The organism is Njordella calcicola (genome assembly GCF_056494125.1).
In genome coordinates this window covers 4,277,490-4,294,884 of sequence record NZ_CM151396.1, presented here as the reverse complement: position 1 = coordinate 4,294,884, position 17,395 = coordinate 4,277,490, and the positions used below count along the sequence as shown (strand labels likewise).

General features: G+C 54.8%; 9 protein-coding genes. 5 read left to right on the top strand and 4 right to left on the bottom strand.

Annotated elements, in window-relative coordinates; all coding sequences use genetic code 11:
• Nucleotides 1-372 precede the first annotated feature (372 nt).
• Nucleotides 373-3,369: a CRTAC1 family protein gene (locus tag SH302x_RS16730; protein WP_479363541.1), complete on the bottom strand. Its 2,997-nt coding sequence runs from the start codon at nucleotides 3,367-3,369 to the stop codon at nucleotides 373-375.
• A 57-nt stretch (nucleotides 3,370-3,426) separates the two neighbouring features.
• Nucleotides 3,427-4,854, bottom strand: coding sequence for a phytoene desaturase family protein (locus tag SH302x_RS16725; protein WP_479369277.1), 1,428 nt, complete (start codon nucleotides 4,852-4,854; stop codon nucleotides 3,427-3,429).
• Between the two features lie 582 nt (nucleotides 4,855-5,436).
• Between SH302x_RS16725 and guaA the strand changes: the two genes are divergently transcribed.
• The 3 genes from guaA to SH302x_RS16710 all read left to right on the top strand — a co-directional run bounded on the left by guaA (nucleotide 5,437) and on the right by SH302x_RS16710 (nucleotide 10,380).
• Nucleotides 5,437-7,032 carry a glutamine-hydrolyzing GMP synthase gene (gene guaA, locus SH302x_RS16720; RefSeq protein ID WP_479363540.1) on the top strand — a complete coding sequence of 532 codons (1,596 nt, stop codon included), beginning with the start codon at nucleotides 5,437-5,439 and terminating at the stop codon, nucleotides 7,030-7,032.
• A gap of 12 nt (nucleotides 7,033-7,044) precedes the next feature.
• A complete protein-coding gene (gene ettA / locus SH302x_RS16715) occupies nucleotides 7,045-8,718 on the top strand; it encodes an energy-dependent translational throttle protein EttA (RefSeq protein ID WP_479363539.1) in 1,674 nt (557 codons plus the stop codon).
• Between the two features lie 138 nt (nucleotides 8,719-8,856).
• Entirely contained in the window at nucleotides 8,857-10,380 is a 1,524-nt protein-coding gene (locus tag SH302x_RS16710; RefSeq protein ID WP_479363538.1) for a hypothetical protein, read from the top strand.
• Nucleotides 10,381-10,797: 417 nt separating this feature from the next.
• On the opposite strand, the gene SH302x_RS16705 is transcribed toward SH302x_RS16710, so the two are convergent.
• Nucleotides 10,798-11,364: a hypothetical protein gene (locus tag SH302x_RS16705; RefSeq protein ID WP_479363537.1), complete on the bottom strand. Its 567-nt coding sequence runs from the start codon at nucleotides 11,362-11,364 to the stop codon at nucleotides 10,798-10,800.
• A gap of 296 nt (nucleotides 11,365-11,660) precedes the next feature.
• Between SH302x_RS16705 and SH302x_RS16700 the strand changes: the two genes are divergently transcribed.
• Nucleotides 11,661-14,954, top strand: a complete 3,294-nt coding sequence (locus SH302x_RS16700; RefSeq protein WP_479363536.1) for a DUF1553 domain-containing protein — start codon at nucleotides 11,661-11,663, stop codon at nucleotides 14,952-14,954.
• A 191-nt stretch (nucleotides 14,955-15,145) separates the two neighbouring features.
• Nucleotides 15,146-16,567 (top strand): DUF1501 domain-containing protein, encoded by a 1,422-nt coding sequence (locus tag SH302x_RS16695; protein WP_479369276.1) that lies wholly within the window; start codon nucleotides 15,146-15,148, stop codon nucleotides 16,565-16,567.
• A gap of 362 nt (nucleotides 16,568-16,929) precedes the next feature.
• On the opposite strand, the gene SH302x_RS16690 is transcribed toward SH302x_RS16695, so the two are convergent.
• Nucleotides 16,930-17,244 carry a response regulator transcription factor gene (locus SH302x_RS16690; protein ID WP_479363535.1) on the bottom strand — a complete coding sequence of 105 codons (315 nt, stop codon included), beginning with the start codon at nucleotides 17,242-17,244 and terminating at the stop codon, nucleotides 16,930-16,932.
• Nucleotides 17,245-17,395: the final 151 nt, after the last annotated feature.

The following is a 17,395-nucleotide window of genomic DNA, read 5'->3' as shown; positions in this document are numbered from 1 at the left end:
TGCCGACATGAGCGTCAGTTTTGAAGTTAGCCAACTTCTCTTCCGGTTGGCAAGCCAACCGGGGAAAGGCGGGAGGTGTCGCTTTGCTAACCACAAAACTCTGGCTCTTGCTGGGCGAGCCAGCAAGGGGCCGCTAAACGGGAACATTAGATCCGGCTGAGCGAGCCCATGCTGCAAAGGAAAGTTCTGTCGTGAAGTGCCCATATCTCTATACGCTGTCGCCCTTTGCCGACGGACGGGAAGTCCGTCGTACCCTAAAACTAAATGTTGACAAAACACTAGGCGTAGGCGTGAGAGCGGGTAAAACTTGGTTTTGTGCCCAGTATTGGCAATAGGTTTGGTGCGTTCACTTGAACTTGCTCCATGGCAATTTCAATAACGTGGGAACGCTTGCGACTGACCTTCAACCACCAGATAACGTTGGTCCACTGCAAGATCTCGCAAAGTCTGCATTGTACCACTAGGCCATGTGATTGTGACTTGGGGGATCTTCGTCAGTTCCCCGACCCCCAAATCCAGCACCGCTTCGTTCGAACATTCGAAACCACTGCCCTTCACCACCGAAGCGGTCCATCGTTGCTCTCCCGCTAGCAGTTCCACGTAAGCTCCTGTCGCATCGCGATCGCTGACCGTCCCCACCAACTCGAACTGGATGCCATGGTTGGAGGTCTGCGTTTCGTTTCTCAAGAGCGCCATCTCGCGGTCCAAATGAGTTGCCACCATGTCCATATGCAGGTCGCGATTCCAATCGACCGTGGCCAGCACGCGCCCCAAAGTGGGAGCTTCGAAATACTGGCCAACCTCCGCATTGGGGACAAGCACAAATCCTTGAGGCGTTCCACGATACAGTTCTGGCTTCATCGCAAATGGTTTGCCTTCTTCTCGAAAATCGTCGACATGCCCATTGACGATCGCCAAATCCAAATACCCATCGCGGTCAAAATCGACCGCTTGCGTTCCAAAGCCCAACGTCTGCTTGTTCGCATTGGCCATCGCGAACTTAGCGGTTGAATCGAGAAACAATCCGCCGCGGCGACCGGTATAGACGACGTTGAATTCATCGTAGAAGTTGGTCACGAAAAAATCCATCAAGCCATCGCGGTTAAGATCCCCCGTGGCAATTCCCATGGACGCCTGAGCGCGCCCTTGTCCATCGACGGACAACCCGCGCACCGAACCTTCCTCACGCAATTGGTACGGCGCTTGGGCACTATCGCTGGCGGGCACGCTGACCAAATAGTGGTTCGCATTCATATCGTTGGCGATATAGACGTCGTTCCCATACTGCTTATCAAAGTTACCTACGACGATGCCCAACCCACGCCCGCCATCGATCGGCAAGTTCCATAAGTCGTTGACGAAGCGAAAAGAACCGTCGCCTTGATTGACATAGATGCGGTCGCTGGCCGAAGCGAACTCGGTCGGCGAACATGTTTTCGCTTTGCCGTCGGCCCCCGGACACAACGTGTTGATCACGGTTCTCGAATCCGCATAGTTCGCTTCGATCAAGTCAGGTAAACCATCGCCGTTGATGTCCGCAATAGCGGCCGAGATCGTCATCGATTCGCGTTCAAAGGTGGTCATGGGCAGCGTCATCTTTTCAAACGTACCGTCGCCTAAGTTATGCCACAGCACGCTTTCGCCCAGACAGGCTACGAACAGATCGGGGAAGCCATCGCCATCGAAATCGCCCACCGCAACTCCTTGTCCCCAATCCGGATTCTGCAATCGCGCTGATGCGTGGACATCCAACGCTTGCTGGCCATCGATGTTGCGATACATGGCGTTGATGCGCGCCGCCGAGGGTTCCAGCGGCTTACCGGCCGCTTGAGGTAAATACAAATCAGGCCAACCATCCAAGTCGTAATCCAAAACGCCCACGCCGCTGCCGTTGGTCTGATAAAGGTTATAGCCGCCGTCTCGAGTGGGCCCCATGTCGTATCGAAAGGTCGCTCCGACTTCTTGGCTGATCTCACGAAAGCGAATCGAGCTAGGGCCACCGACAGCGGCTGCCAGCGTGCTGTTTTGCGTCGACGTGCCGACAAGCTCTTCGAGATTGAGTTGCCGCGTTTGCCATGGCTGCAGCGACGGCCATAAGCGACCGAGGTCGACCGTGGAATTGGCCACGATCGTTTGTAATGCGTTGGCTCGTGCAACTTGCTGAGCGGACGGAGTTTGTCCCTGCAACGCCAGGGCTAACCAAGCGAGCGATTCATGATGACGCTCCAAGAACTGCAAATCTTCACTGAGCAGCAACATAGTCTGCTGGTCATCCAGATCGCGAGAGAGCAGCTTCAATCGCTCTCGAATCAAGGCCGATTTTGCAAGTCGTTGGGCGGTCTGGTCCGCTGCGGCTTGATCACCTTCGATCAGCAAGCTTCGTGAAAGCCCACGCAGCGCCTCGGCTTCCGCGGAAAAGATATCAACCGCTTGTACATAGGCCGTGATCGCTTCTGCCTGCTTCTCCTGTGACTCGTACAGCAGACCGATCGCGATCCAAAAGTTTGGAAACGCCCGTGCCTCTGCCGGAGCTTTTGCAACGATCTGCGTCAACTCATTCCATCGCTCAGTCCGAGCGTACACCAAAGCAAGATTAGCAAAGGCGCTGGGTATCGCTTTACCGCTGGCCACAATTGCCCCGAAGCGGCCAACTGCGTCGTCATAGTCTTGCAAGAACATCGCATAATTCGCCAATGCCGATTGCGCTAATGTGTCGTTGGGGTATTGCTTGAGGACTTCGCTCGCTGGGATGCGTGAGTCGAGCGGTTCTGCTGGGTCCAACAGCAGAAGCAACAAATTGCGGTCCACTTGACCATCCACCAACAACGATTCGATCATCCGGTTGGCTTCGTATCGCCGGCCAGCCAAGTTCATTAAGGTCACGAACTGCCGCTGTGATTTGGCGTCGGAGGGCGATTTGTCCAGCAGACCTCGTAAGGTATGCTCGGCGGCGTCCCATTGTCCATCGTTGATTAACATATCGACCAATAACCCTTGAGCGGCAGCTCCGTACAACAGGTCATTGGTTGGGATCGATCGCAGCGTCTCGATCGCAGCGGCTGTGTCGTTGATTGCGTACAGCGATTGCCCTAAAACAAAAAGAGCATGAGCATGGGTCGGATCGGACAGCAGCACGGCCGTGCATTCCTCGATCGCTTTGGCGTATTGCTGTTGCTGGAAAAGCTGTTCAGCCCATTTCGCGTTCGCTTTGCGTTTTACTTTGGGTGTATCACTGGCCGTTTGGTTGGCAGGTGCAATGGCAGAGCCGTCGGCTGGGGATTTGGTGGCTTGCGGAGATGGATTGCAACCCGCAAGGGTCAAACTGAACGAGACCGCAGCGATGGAAACAAGTTGAGCCGCGCGTAGCATGAGGATTCCTTGGTCTGCGATTCTTTGGATGCGATGGGTGGGATTGATTGGCAACCGCTACAAATCGCTTCGCAAGCAGTGCATGTTGGCCATCGAGATGCCGCTGACGATGGCCCCGATGATCCCGACGAAGCCCTGGTCGGTGCCACACAAGAACAGGTTCTTTAAGTGCGTTGTGCCGTCAAATTGCTTGCGCGGAGCGCCGTATACAGCGCCATTGTCATGCGAAGTAAACCGGCGAATGGTCTTCGGAGTGAAAACGTCCGTGTCGATTACGTACCGGCGAAAGTCGGGCATGAACGCTACCGCCGACGCAACGCTTTCATCATACCATCGCAATTTTGCGCGAGCGTAGTCCTCCGGCGATAATTGCTCCCACAATTTGTGATTGGCGATTGTGGTCAAACGAATGAAGCCTTCCGATTCCCGCGACTTCTCGTCCTGGTACTCATAGTTATTCGGCGAGCAGATCACGCCGGTTCGCACATCGCACAGTTGGTGCTGCGGCTTACGCCAATCAAACTTTGGCGAATCGTTGAAGAAGACGATCGTTTCATCAAAGCCAAAATCTTTGGGTTGACGGTCCACGACGGAAATCGATTCGATGAACGACATCTCGCCCGCTTGGACATTGGTCAGTTCGCTAGAATCATCGCACAGTCGCAGCGTCTCGACTGCACCGGCGCTGGACAGAATATTTTTAGCGGTCAGTACTTGCCCATTTTCTAGCTCGACCGCCACCGCTCGAGAATCTTCCACCGCGATGCGAGCCACACCGCTTCGCAACTTTAGCGTACCGCCCAGCGACCGGAAGCGTCGCACCAAGTGCTTTAAGATTAAACGCACGCCGCCGATGGGCCTGGCAAACCCTTCCAAAAAGATGCTGCGAAACATGATACAGAATTGACCAAAGTCCATATCATCTTCGCGGGCGTTGCCGTACCACATGAGCGGACAGAGCAGCATCTCGATCAAAAGAGGCTCGGTAAAGATTTCGGACAATACCTCGCGGGTCGAGATTTCGAAGTCCTCTTGTTTCAGATCATCATATTCAATCAAGCGACCGAGCAGGGTTTCAAAGCGATCGATCTGCGACGGAAAGCGAGCGGCGATTTCGCTGCGCAGCAGTTCGATGTCATTGTTGAACCGCAGTTGCACGCCGGGGAAACGCACCGCCGAACCCGATTGCGGGGCTAATTGGAAATCCTCATGGCGCAATCGCAGTTGCTTGAGCAACCGAGCGAGTGGGCCTTTCTTGGTCCCTTTGGTGGTGTAGTTGGTCAGCGCGTGCAGGCCGACATCGTAGTTTCGGCCGTTCATGCGGTAGAACGAATTCAGCCCGCCGATGGTCCAATGCCGCTCGAGGATACAAACGCGCTGGTCGTAGTAAGCCAGCCGAATACCAGCGGCCAATCCCGACATTCCAGCACCGATAATGATCGTATCGAAGTGTTCTGTGGGAGGGGTTGCAGCCGGCTGGGCCATCGTTTTCGGATCGATTTCAGTGGTTTGCGATTCGTTCATAGGTTGATATTGTATCGTCGCGACGAGTTTTCAAAAATCGCTCTTATCGCGTATGCCTCGTTCGTAGTCCCGCTTTAGCCGGTCGTGCCTATTGTTCGTAGTCCCCGTAGGCCGGCAACGAGGCCGCGATCGTTCTTGCCGGAACTGCGTAAAGCCTGTCAAAATGGTCTGGACGGAGTTCGTCACGTTGGCGGGAATAAAGCGACCGAAGTTCCGGCGACCGTGTGGCTTTACTGGTTACCGGCCTACGAGTGCACTTCGTGTTTCCGCCGGGCTCGCCCCGGTCGGAAGCGAAAGCCAATCGAGCGTGCAAATGGCCTCCCTCCCCGGTCGCTCGTGGAACTCGCGGCCGACCCTCCCGCAGCGGGAGGGTGAAGCAGACTCGTACGCCGGTACTGGCAAGCTTCAACGATTGACGGGACTTTATCGGCCAAAAACAAAAGCCCTAGTTCACTTCGCCCCTGTCTCTTATACTCTGCCGTTTGCATTTTGTCGGCGCGGCCTGCGGCGACGAATTTGGACGCCAAACCGAGCTGCAACGCCTTGAATACCCCACAATCTATCCCAAAACCCGATTCGACACGCGTGGGTAGCAACCTTTCCAACGAGTCGGTCATCGTACTCGATTTCGGATCGCAATACGCCCAATTGATCGCTCGACGCGTCCGCGAACAAAACGTTTACTGCGAAATTGTTCGCCACGACATCTCGGCCGACCGAATCCTGCAGCGAAAGCCTTCTGCGATTATCCTCAGCGGCGGACCTTCCAGCGTTTACGAAAAAAACGCCCCCAAATGCGATCCGCGACTGTTTGAATTGGGCATCCCCATCCTCGGGATTTGCTACGGGATGCAACTGATCTCCGAAACGCTGGGCGGCAAAGTCGAACATGCGGAAGCTCGCGAGTACGGGCGTTCCCGGCTCCATATCGACAATATGGATGGCCTCTTCACCGGCTTCCCCAACGAGATTGATGTCTGGATGAGCCACGGGGACCAAGTCCAACAGATCTCCGATGAATTCGAACCGCTTGCTCACACGGCCACTTGCCCAGTGGCCGCGGTACGTCATCGCAAACTGCCGATCTACGCGTTGCAGTTCCATCCAGAAGTGACCCATACCTCGCTGGGCAGCACGCTGCTGCACAACTTTTTGTACAACATCGCTCGCTGCGAAGGCCACTGGCACTTGGGTGATTTCGCTAGCCAGACGATTGCGGCCATGCGTGAACGAATCGGCGATGACCGCGTCATCTGCGGCCTTTCCGGTGGCGTCGACAGCAGCGTTACCGCGGCACTGTTGACCAAAGCTATTGGGTCACAGTTATCTTGCATTCTTATCGACAATGGATTGTTACGCAAAGACGAACAAGCGACGGTGATCAGCGAATTCACGAACCATTTCAAAGCGGACTTGCATGTCGTTCATGCGGGTGACCGATTCCTAAGTGTGCTCAAAGGCGTTGAAGACCCGCAAGAGAAACGCAGACGCATTGGCCACGCCTTTATCGAATGCTTCAAAGAAGAAGCCAAGAAAATTCATGGTGCCAAGTACCTCGCGCAAGGCACACTTTACCCAGACGTGATTGAAAGCGGAGCGGCTGCAGATGGCCCTGCGGCAACGATCAAGCTGCATCATAACGTGGGCGGCCTACCCGCAGAGCTTGGTTTCGAACTGGTCGAACCACTACGCGATCTGTTCAAAGATGAAGTTCGTCGTCTGGGATTGGAACTGGGCTTACCGGACCAACTGGTCTGGCGACATCCGTTCCCAGGCCCCGGTCTGGCCGTTCGCTGCTTGGGGGAAGTCACGGCGGAGAAGCTGCAAGTGCTGCGCGAGGCCGATGAGATCGTGGTCTCGGAAATCAAGAGTGCGGGTCTCTATCGACAAACCTCACAAGCCTTCGCGGTCTTGCTGCCGGTTCAAAGCGTCGGCGTAATGGGTGACAGTCGCACTTATGAGAATACGGTTGCGGTCCGTTGCGTGAATACCGATGACTTCATGACCGCTGATTGGTCGCATTTGCCGTATGACTTGCTTGCGAGAATCAGCACGCGGATCATCAATGAAGTCCAAGGCGTAAACCGCGTCTGCTACGACATTAGTTCGAAACCACCTGCTACGATTGAATGGGAGTGATCGTCTGCTGATATGAGTCGACAATATATTTATCAAATCGAAGACTTGACCAAAAAGCATGGTCAAAAAGAAGTTCTCAAGAACATCTGGTTGGCGTTTTATCCAGGCGCCAAAATTGGTGTGCTGGGCAACAACGGCGCGGGCAAAAGTACGCTGCTGCGCATCATGGCCGGTCAAGATAAAAACTTTGACGGCGTCGCTCGACTGACCAACGGCTTTAAGGCGGGCTACTTGTCGCAAGAACCGCAGCTTAATCCCGACAAAGATGTCGCGGGGAATGTTGCCGAAGCGGTTGCCGAACGACGCAAGGTGTTGGATCGCTATAACGAGATCGCCATGCTGCTGGGCGAAGTCACCGACGATGTCAAAATGCAGAAGCTGTGTGACGAGATGGCGACGCTGCAAGACATTATCGATACCAACGATCTGTGGGAACTGGATCGCGCTGTTGAGATGGCGATGACGGTGATGAGCTTGCCGCCCGGCGACGCTGATGTCAGTAAACTGTCCGGTGGTGAACGTCGACGTGTGGCGCTGTGCAAGCTGTTGATTGAACAGCCCGACTTGCTACTGCTGGACGAACCGACCAACCACTTGGACGCGGACGCGGTGCATTGGTTGGAGCAACATTTGGCTCACTATCCAGGAACTGTCGTTGCCGTCACGCACGATCGTTACTTCTTGGATAATGTCGCTCAGTGGATCTTGGAACTGGACCGCGGGCAAGGGTTCCCGTTCGAAGGCAACTACAGCGGCTGGCTGGAGCAGAAGCAGAAGCGGCAAACGATCGAACAAAAGCAGTCGGTCGCTCGGCAAAAAACACTGGCTCGCGAACTGGAATGGATTCGTATGTCTCCGAAAGCGCGACAAGCGAAGAACAAGGCTCGCATCAACTCGTACGAACAACTGGCATCGCAGCAGTTTGAAGAGCGAGCGGAAGAGTTGGAAATCCAAATTCCGCCCGGCAAACATCTGGGCGAAGTGGTCGTGGAAGCGACCAACCTCAACAAGGGCTTTGGCGACAAAGCGTTGATCAACGATTTGACCTTCCGATTGCCAGCTGGCGGAATTGTCGGAGTCATTGGTCCCAATGGTGCTGGAAAGACGACGTTGTTTCGCATGATCACCGGCCAGGATAAACCCGATAGCGGATTATTGCGAATCGGCGAGACGGTCGAGCTTGGGTATGTCGACCAAAGCCGTGATTCGTTGGAAGCGGACAATTCGGTCTTTGACGAAATTAGCGGTGGTTTGGATTGGCTGGAGATGGGGGGCAAGCGGATGAATTCGCGAGCTTATGTTTCTAAGTTCAATTTCCGCGGCCCGGACCAAGAGAAAAAGGTGGGCAATCTTTCCGGTGGCGAGCGAAACCGCGTTCATCTGGCAAAACTGCTGCGACGAGGTTGTAACGTCCTGCTGTTGGACGAACCGACCAACGATTTGGACGTCGACACTCTGCGAGCGTTGGAAGAGGCGATTCTGTCCTTTGCCGGTTGTGTCGTCGTTATTTCCCACGATCGTTGGTTCTTGGACCGCATTGCAACGCATATTTTGGCGTTTGAGGGTGACGGCTACGTCCACTGGTGCGAAGGAAACTTCCAAACTTATGAAGAACAACGCAAGGAACGCTTGGGCTTGTCCGACGAAGAGAACTTACGATATCGCTATCGAAAGTTGAAAACGTAGATCGGCCAGCAGCGAGAACTTTGCGAGCCCATCGCAGAAAGCTGGAATTCGTCTACAATTGACCGATTGATTTGCCTTGTACTTGCCCGGAAGACCTTGTCCTTACACCTTTGTTGAAGTCGAGTTATTGCTAAGCGAATGGGATCGATCAAGTTTTACGTCCCTGGTTTAGCTGAATTTGACGAGCGGTTGCCGACGACCGCTCATGTCATTGGGATTGAAGGGGTACCGTGGGCCGGCCAAATTCGCGCCAACGACAATGTGATCTCGATTCATCGGTCGATTGACGAATCGGGCAAGACTCGCATTGTGTGGCCCACTCTGACACGCGGCCCTATGATGCTTTCCACCGCGTCGCTGCGTTGCTCGGAATCGCCTTATTTGCTGCAGCGCGAGCTTGCACGCGGGTCGCTTGACACGTTGGCCAATCGCTATTCCGAATGGGTCCGTTGGGGAATCCAACCGTCGGCCAGCATCGACGAATTGATTGATCAAGCTCAACGCAGCTTTGTTGATTCGATCGTGTATGGCGAAAATCAGTTAGGTTCGTCGATTGCGGCGCAGCATTCCATTGAATACGAACTTGCCGCTTCGCGTCTCTTGTGCCAATCCTACTCGCGGCAGTTGTTGGCCAATCGCTTGCGTCAAGAAGGCAAACTGCAATCGCTGATGGGAGCACGTTTGCCCTTCCACAGCAACTGGGCCTCGCGAGCCGGTTCGCTGGAGCCGATGATGAACACGGCGTGGATCGATGCCAGTTGGCATAACGTCCGTCAGAAATCTGGCAAGCTGGATATCGAACGCTTGGAAGAGCAATGCAGTTGGGCGGCCGATCGGCAGATGCGTGTCATGGCAGGTCCGCTGATCAGTCTGCAACCGCATGCGATGCAAGAATGGTTTTATGTTGCGGACGGATTCGATGCGATCGTGGAAGCCGCTTGTGATTACGCCGAAGAGATTGTGAAGCGGCTGCGAGGTCGCGTGCATTTATGGTACGTTGCCAGCGGCTTCAACGCCTCCAACGATTTGGGACTGACCGAAGAGCAAGTGATTGTGTTGTCGGTCAGTATTTTGGAAGCGGTCCGTCGGGGTGATTCGATGACGCCAGTCGTGTTTGGCATCGACATGCCGTTTGGCGAGTATTTAGGGCAAGACGAAGCGGCGATCAGTCCGCTTCATTTTGCGGATGCGTTGATGCGTTCTGACTTGGGGCTCAACGGATTTGCGTTAGAGTTAAACTATGGAGTGTGGCCGCATGGAACGCCTTGGCATGACGCGATTGACCTCTCGAATCTATTGGACTTGTGGTCCACGTTGGGCATACCGATGATTTTGTCGCTTAGCGGCGAGCTTACTAAGGGCGCTTCGCAAGCCGCCGCAAATCTCGGCGGGCGATACGCGCCGATCGCGAATTGGAAGTTGCCCTCGCCGCCCTCCCGGCCCGATGAGCTGCATGGTTTGGTGAGGCAAACGTATGGTTCTCAGATGTTTGAGACGATCGCCTTGGCGTTGGCCAAGCCTAGCGTGCATGGATTGTTCTGGAACCAACCTGATTCGTTGACGACGCCGAACTATCCAGGCGCTGGTTTAATGGACGCCAGCGGCAACGCGAGTGACCTATTGAGTGGCCTGACGAATCTTCGTCGTCGTCATTTGAATTAGCCAGTCGGTCTTCACCCTCCCGATTCGGGAGGGTCGGCCGCGAGTTCCGCGAGCGTCCGGGGAGGGAGCACCATAACCAACGCCAACTCACCCGATCATCTCGCATCGCTTTCGTTTAACCGTCAGCCGTCAGTCGCATGCGTTCGTCTTCACCCTCCCGATTCGGGAGGGTTGGCCGCGAGTTCCACGAGCGTCCGGGGAGGGGGCACCATAACCAACGCCAACTCACCCGATCATCTCGCATCGCCTTCGTTTAACCGTCAGCCGTCAGGCGTACGCGTTCGTCTTCACCCTCCCGATTCGGGAGGGTCGGCCGCGAGTTCCACGAGCGTCCGGGGAGGGGGCACCACATTAACGCCAACTCACCAGATCATCTCGCATCGCTTTCGATTAACCGTCAGCCGCAGGCGCATGCGTTCACTGATTCGCATTAATGCTATTCGACTTCCGAGCAGTATCCACTAGACCAGGATGGCTGAGCAGCATCATATAGTCGCCCGAAGTGAAATCTCGCATAGTCTTGCGACGACGGTTGGCTTGCGGATCTACCTTTTCGTCCGGCAGCGGAGCACTATAAATCCCGGCCACGGGACTTGATAATGATCGCATCGATTGATGGTTCACTCGCGCAGGAACTCGCGAAGTATTAGAGGTCACCGCGTTCGCAGGCGCTTGTCCCAAAATCTGGCGATCAATGTCGTCCAGGTCAATCACGTGTGCGTGGACCGACACATTCCCTTGCGAGACGCTGGTCCCCAGAGCGCGTGACCGAGGACGACCATACTGACTAGCGTACGGTTGATTGGTACTGATACCGCCCAGGGATGTGGAACCTCGGTCGGGCACCAAAGCCGCGCCGGAGTACGTAAAGGTGCCGATCGAAGGCAATTGGACAACCTGTCCATCCGACGACTGAGAGAAAGCAGTAACCAAGGAGAAAACGAAGCTTCCTATTGCGCCAAAGCGCGAAATCCTACTGATCATTCTTGTTCCGTGACGAAGAGGAGTGCGGAGTCAGGTCATCGATTGCCTCGCAATATAACCATACTTGTGAAGATGCCAATGCCTCAATGGCAGGGTGAAGAAGAACGCGTAGGCCTAAATTGGTAATAGGATTGCGTGGCATAGTTGCTGGTTTGCGGCTAGAATGTACTGGGTAGGCATGTTGTCGATTACGACAAGAGATTCGCGTTAATCGAATGTCCAACGATGAATGTCTTGCCCTGTGTATGCCCCCGCCTCACTTGCCCCGCCTCACTTGCCCCTCCCCGACTTAGCTTATGAAGTCCACTTTGTTTGCTCGTTCTAGCCGCTGGAATCGTCGCATGCTCAGGCTCAATGGTGCGAACCGTCCGCTCGCGTTGTGCCAGCGATTGCTCGCTATGTTCCTCGGCTGCCTAATCTGGATCTTGCTTGGCGGCTCGAATGCAGTCGCGGAACAAACGTCAGTTAGCTTCAATCGCGATGTGTTGCCGATATTGTCCGATCGCTGCTTCTTGTGTCATGGTCCCGACGCAGGCACGAACGAGTCTGGCTTGCGACTTGACTCTGCAGACGAAGCGACCAAAGCTTTGCCCAGCGGTGACGGTTTTGCCATCGTATCAGGAGATGCCGCCAGCAGCGCCATCATCCAACGCATTTTGCACGCGGATCCAGATCTGCAAATGCCGCCTCCCAGCAGCAATCTAGAACTTTCGGCAGCTCAACGCGATATCCTTATAAGGTGGGTGAACGAAGGGGCTGCCTACGAACAACATTGGGCGTTCGTTGCATTGCCACAGCAAGTCACGCCGCCGCAAGAGCCCGCTTCCGATTGGCCTCGCAATGCGATTGATCAGTTCGTACTGCAAGGACTGCAGCAACGCGGACTTGCCCCCAGTCCAGAAGCAGATAAATGGAGATGGTTGCGGCGCGTTACATTCGATTTGACAGGACTGCCGCCTACCGTCGAAGAATCGGATGCTTTTCTTGCTGATTCATCGAACTCGGCTTACGAGAATGTCGTCGATCGCTTGCTTGGCTCGGCACGATTCGGCGAACATATGGCGGTCGCTTGGCTAGATGCAGCACGATATGCGGATAGCTATGGCTACCAATCCGATCAACTTAACATGCAGTGGCCGTATCGCGATTGGGTCGTGCAGGCGTTGAATGATAACCTGCCTTATGACCAGTTTCTGACATGGCAGCTTGCTGGTGATTTATTGCCCAATGCATCGCGTGAGCAAAAACTTGCGACCGCCTTTCATCGCTTGCACCGCATGACTAATGAAGGTGGCGGCGTTTTCGAGGAATGGCGGATTGAAGGTGTGGCCGATCGCGTTCATACCTTTGGGACGGCGATGCTAGGTTTAACGCTAGAGTGCTCAAGGTGTCATGACCATAAATATGATCCGATTTCGATGAAGGAGTACTATGGCTTGTCTGCCTTCTTCAATTCGATCGACGAATATGGGATGTACGATCAAGCGGCTAAAGTTCCCGCTCCGTCGCTGTTGCTGCCGACGTCTGAGCAGCAGCAGGCTTGGGAAGCGGCGAGCCAAGTTGTCCGCGGGCTGGAATCGCAACTCGCGGGGCTTATCGATACAAAACTACAAGCTACGGCTGAGGCATCGTCTGTCACCCATCCAAAAGCTTCGCTGAAAAACCAGGCAAGTGAGCCTGCTGTAATAGAAGGCCTGCTGTTTGCTGACGGATTTGATGATCCGTATGATGCGTCCGTTGAAAAGCGATTCTATTCGGGGACAGACAACTTGGCCAATTCGGATTATCCGATGTTGATCGAGGTTCACGATTGTTCTATACCGCCGTTGGATGCCACCAAGCCTTATCGTAAGGCGCTGCAACTGGATGGCGAACGGGGCATTGTCGTCCATGATATTCCGGCCTTTGACCGCTGGACTCCGTTTTCGGTGATCATGACCGTGCAACTGCCCAAGCGTAATACGGAGCGGTTGATCGTGGCGCATCACAGTCGTGGGACGGATGCTGGTTTTAATGGCTGGGACCTGTCGGTGGTCGACGGTCATCTAGAATCGCGGATGTATCGTGTTTGGCCTGGGAATGCAATCGGAGTTCGAACTGCCACCGCAATTCAGGGGGGGGCGGAATGGTTGCAGGTCGCAGCCACGTACGACGGCAGTTCCACTGCATCCGGCTTGAAGATCTTTGTGAATGGAAAACTGGTAGAAACTGAGGTGATGCGCGATCAGATAAAAAAGGCGGCTAATGTTGCGGTCAGTTTGGGGGGCAAGTTCACTTTGGGGCAACGCTTTCGATCGCGAGGGTTGAAGGACGGTGTGGTGGACGATTTGCGCATTTACCAGCGCGAGTTAGCGCCTTGCGAACTTGAGCAGCTTGCGACGGGCGGGGCGGTCGAACCAACGCTGGGCGAGCGTTTGTTGATCGGTGATGAAGAAGTTAAGCAACTGCAAGCTGAGTTGCAGCACGCGCGCCGAGCTTTGGTGGAAGCCGAAGAGGCGATGCATGAGGTGCCGATCATGCAGGAGCTGGAGACGCCACGTCAGACACACGTGCTGGCTCGAGGTCAGTATGATGCGGTGACTTCGGAGCAGACTCGTGTGAGCCGAATGACGTTTGCGTCCATTGGGCCAGCGTTTTCGAGTGAACTGCCCAACGATCGGCTGGGGCTAGCGCACTGGCTGACTCGTTCCGATCATCCATTGACGGCGCGTGTCGCGGTGAATCGACTGTGGGCCAATTTTTTTGGTAACGCTCTGGTGATGACGCCAGAGAACTTTGGATTACAAGGGGCCAGGCCGACTAATCCCGAATTGCTCGATTGGTTAGCACGCGATCTGGTTGATCATGGTTGGGATATAAAAAGAGCTTGCAAGCAGATCGCACTTTCCGCCACTTATCGCCAAGATTCGAAAGCGAACGCTGTGCTACGCGAAGCTGATCCAGAGAATCAATGGCTGGCTCGTGGACCTGCGCGTCGTTTGAGTGCCGAGCAGATTCGCGATTCCGCTTTATTGGTTAGCGGCTTGTTAGATGAACGTTTGGGAGGCCCGCCCGTGTCACCTTATCAAGCGGGGGGGGATTTGTGGCGCGAGTCCAATACGATGTCTCCGGCGTACCACCAATCGGTGGGTAAGGATCTTTATCGACGATCGTTGTATTCTGTTTGGAAGCGCACCGCACCGCTGCCGAATATGCTGGCGTTTGATGCGTCGACGCGTGAAGTATGTACGGTCCAGAGGTCCAGAACCAATACGCCTTTGCAAGCGCTTGTGTTGCTAAACGATCCGCAGTTCGTTGAAGCGTGTCGCGTCGCGGCCAGCCAATTGTTGGAGGTTACTGACACCAGCGATCGGCTGCAGCTTGCGTTTCGCCACTACTGTACGCGACTAGCTTCTACAGCAGAACTGGAACAGCTTGTCACGCTGTACGAAGCAGAGTTGGCTTACTACCGTGAGCATGCTGACGATGCAGCCAAGCTACTATCTGTCGGCGACTGGGTGTCTGACCACGCGGATCAGCCGGAGCTTGCTGCCCTAACCCTTGTGTGTTTGGCGATTCAAAACCTCGATGCAGCCGTATGGCTTCGATAGTAGAGTTCAACTACATGAAAAATTTGACATCGACAACTTTCCACGGCGCTGCAAGCCATTGTCATGCAGGGGACTTGCCGCCGGTTGCTTCTTCGTTGAACCGACAGCCGCAGTCGTACGCGAATCCGTTCGAATTGCGGCAGTCGACCGGTGGATGCAATGGCAGCGAAGGGCTGCAGAGCAACCGGCGTATGTTTTTTGGACGCAGTGCTTACGGCATCGGAGCATTAGGACTGGCGCATCTGCTGGCTCGCGAAAACACGAGTCTAGCTGATGAGGCGTCGCGGGCCAGCGATTTGCCGCGCGGTGCGCTGGATGCGTTGCATCATGCCCCCAAGGCCAAGCGAGTGATCTATTTGTTTCAGTCCGGCGGACCCGCTCAACAAGATCTTTTTGATTACAAACCGCTGCTCAATGAATTAAACGGACAAGAATTGCCATCAGAGATTCGGGGAGGGCAGCGGTTGACGGGCATGTCGGTGAACCAAGCGTCGCTGCCGCTGGCAGGCAGTCATTTCAAGTTCCAGCAGCATGGAACCGGCGGAGCTTGGCTGAGTGAGCTGTTGCCTTACCATAGCCAAGTGGCTGATGAGTTATGTTTTGTGAAGTCGATGTATACTGAAGCAATCAATCATGATCCTGCTATCACGTTTTTCCAAACCGGCTCTCAGATAGCTGGCCGGCCGTCGTTGGGCTCATGGCTGTCGTATGGTCTGGGGTCTGAGAATGATGATTTGCCGTCGTTCATAGTGTTGGTGACTGCGGGGCAGGGCGACCAGCCGCTGTATGCGCGCTTGTGGGGTTCGGGCTTTTTGGATTCGAAGTACCAGGGAGTGCGATTGCGGGCTGGTGCTGAAGCTGTGTTGTATCTGTCGACGCCGGAAGGTGTCTCGCGTGGCCGCCGTCGTGAGATGTTGGATCGCATCAACGCGATGAACCAACTGCAGTATGCGGCGGAACTAGACCCAGAGATTGAATCGCGGATTGCTCAATATGAACTGGCATATCGCATGCAGACCAGTGTACCTGAGGTGACGGATTTAAGCAGTGAACCGCAGAGTACTTTTGATTTGTATGGTGAAGATGCCAAGCAGCCAGGGACGTTTGCTGCGAACTGTCTGTTGGCCCGTCGGCTGGCGGAAAAGGGCGTGCGGTTTATTCAGTTGTACCACCAGGGGTGGGACCATCATGGCGGGTTACCTTCAGGGATCCGGCAACAGACGAAGAAGACCGATCAAGCTTCAGCGGCGCTTGTGAAGGACTTGAAGCAGCGAGGTATGCTGGACGATACGTTGGTGATATGGGGTGGCGAGTTTGGGCGGACTTCTTACTCGCAGGGGTTACTGACGCCGACGAACTATGGCCGCGATCATCATCCACGATGTTTTACGATGTGGCTTGCTGGCGGCGGTATTCGGCCTGGGATGACTTATGGTGCGACGGATGAGTTTAGTTATAACGTGACCGAAGCCGGGGTGCATGTTCATGATTTGAATGCGACGATCTTGCATTTGATGGGGATTGATCATGAGCGTTTAAGTTATCGTTACCAAGGTCGTCGATTTCGCTTGACGGATGTGCATGGCGAGGTCGTCAAGGGGATACTGGCATAGGACAGTAGCAGGGTCGATTGTCCACTTCGTTTAACCGCGTTGGGCATCGCCCCGCGTTTGTGATGCCGAGGGTGACGACGCGGCCCGATGGGCACGCGGTTAAACTAAAGCGGTGCGAGATCATCGGGTGAGTTGGCGTTGGTTATGGTGCTCCCTCCCCGGACGCTCGCTGAACTCGCGGCCGACCCTCCCAGAATGGGAGGGTGAAGAAGAACGCGTACGCCTAGCGGCTGACGGTTAAACGAAAGCGGTGCAAGATCATCGGGTGAGTTGGCGTCGGCTATGGTGCTCCCTCCCCGGACGCTCGCTGAACTCGCGGCCGACCCTCCCAGAATGGGAGGGTGAAGAAGGCGGAAGGCACGTTAAGCGAACGAGCTTGCTAGGTTAGAGGCGGGGATGCGGTTACGTCGCAATTGACGCACGACTTCAATCGCTTCCAGTCGGTTCGAAACGCCCAACTTCTCAAAGATCGACTTCTTGCGGTAGTGTATCGTTCGCACGCTTAAATCGAGCTCAGAACCTACTTGCTTGGTTGTCCGGCCTTGGATCATAAGGCAAAAGATTCTCGCTTCTTCCGAGGACAGCTTGTCGATAATCTCGTCAGGCACGTCTAATCGGAGATTGCTGCGTTGAATTCGATCTTTCTTTAATGCCTCTAGTATCAGCTTTGCTGACAAGCATTGAGTCAACCTCCTCCCCAAACAGTTCACAAGCGCCATCGCGTACGGCCCGAACGATCGAAGGTACGTTCCAGCGACTAATCTTCAAAATGATTTGGCAGTCAGAATTCAGTCGCAGCAATTGCTGGACGCAACTGGCCGCATACTC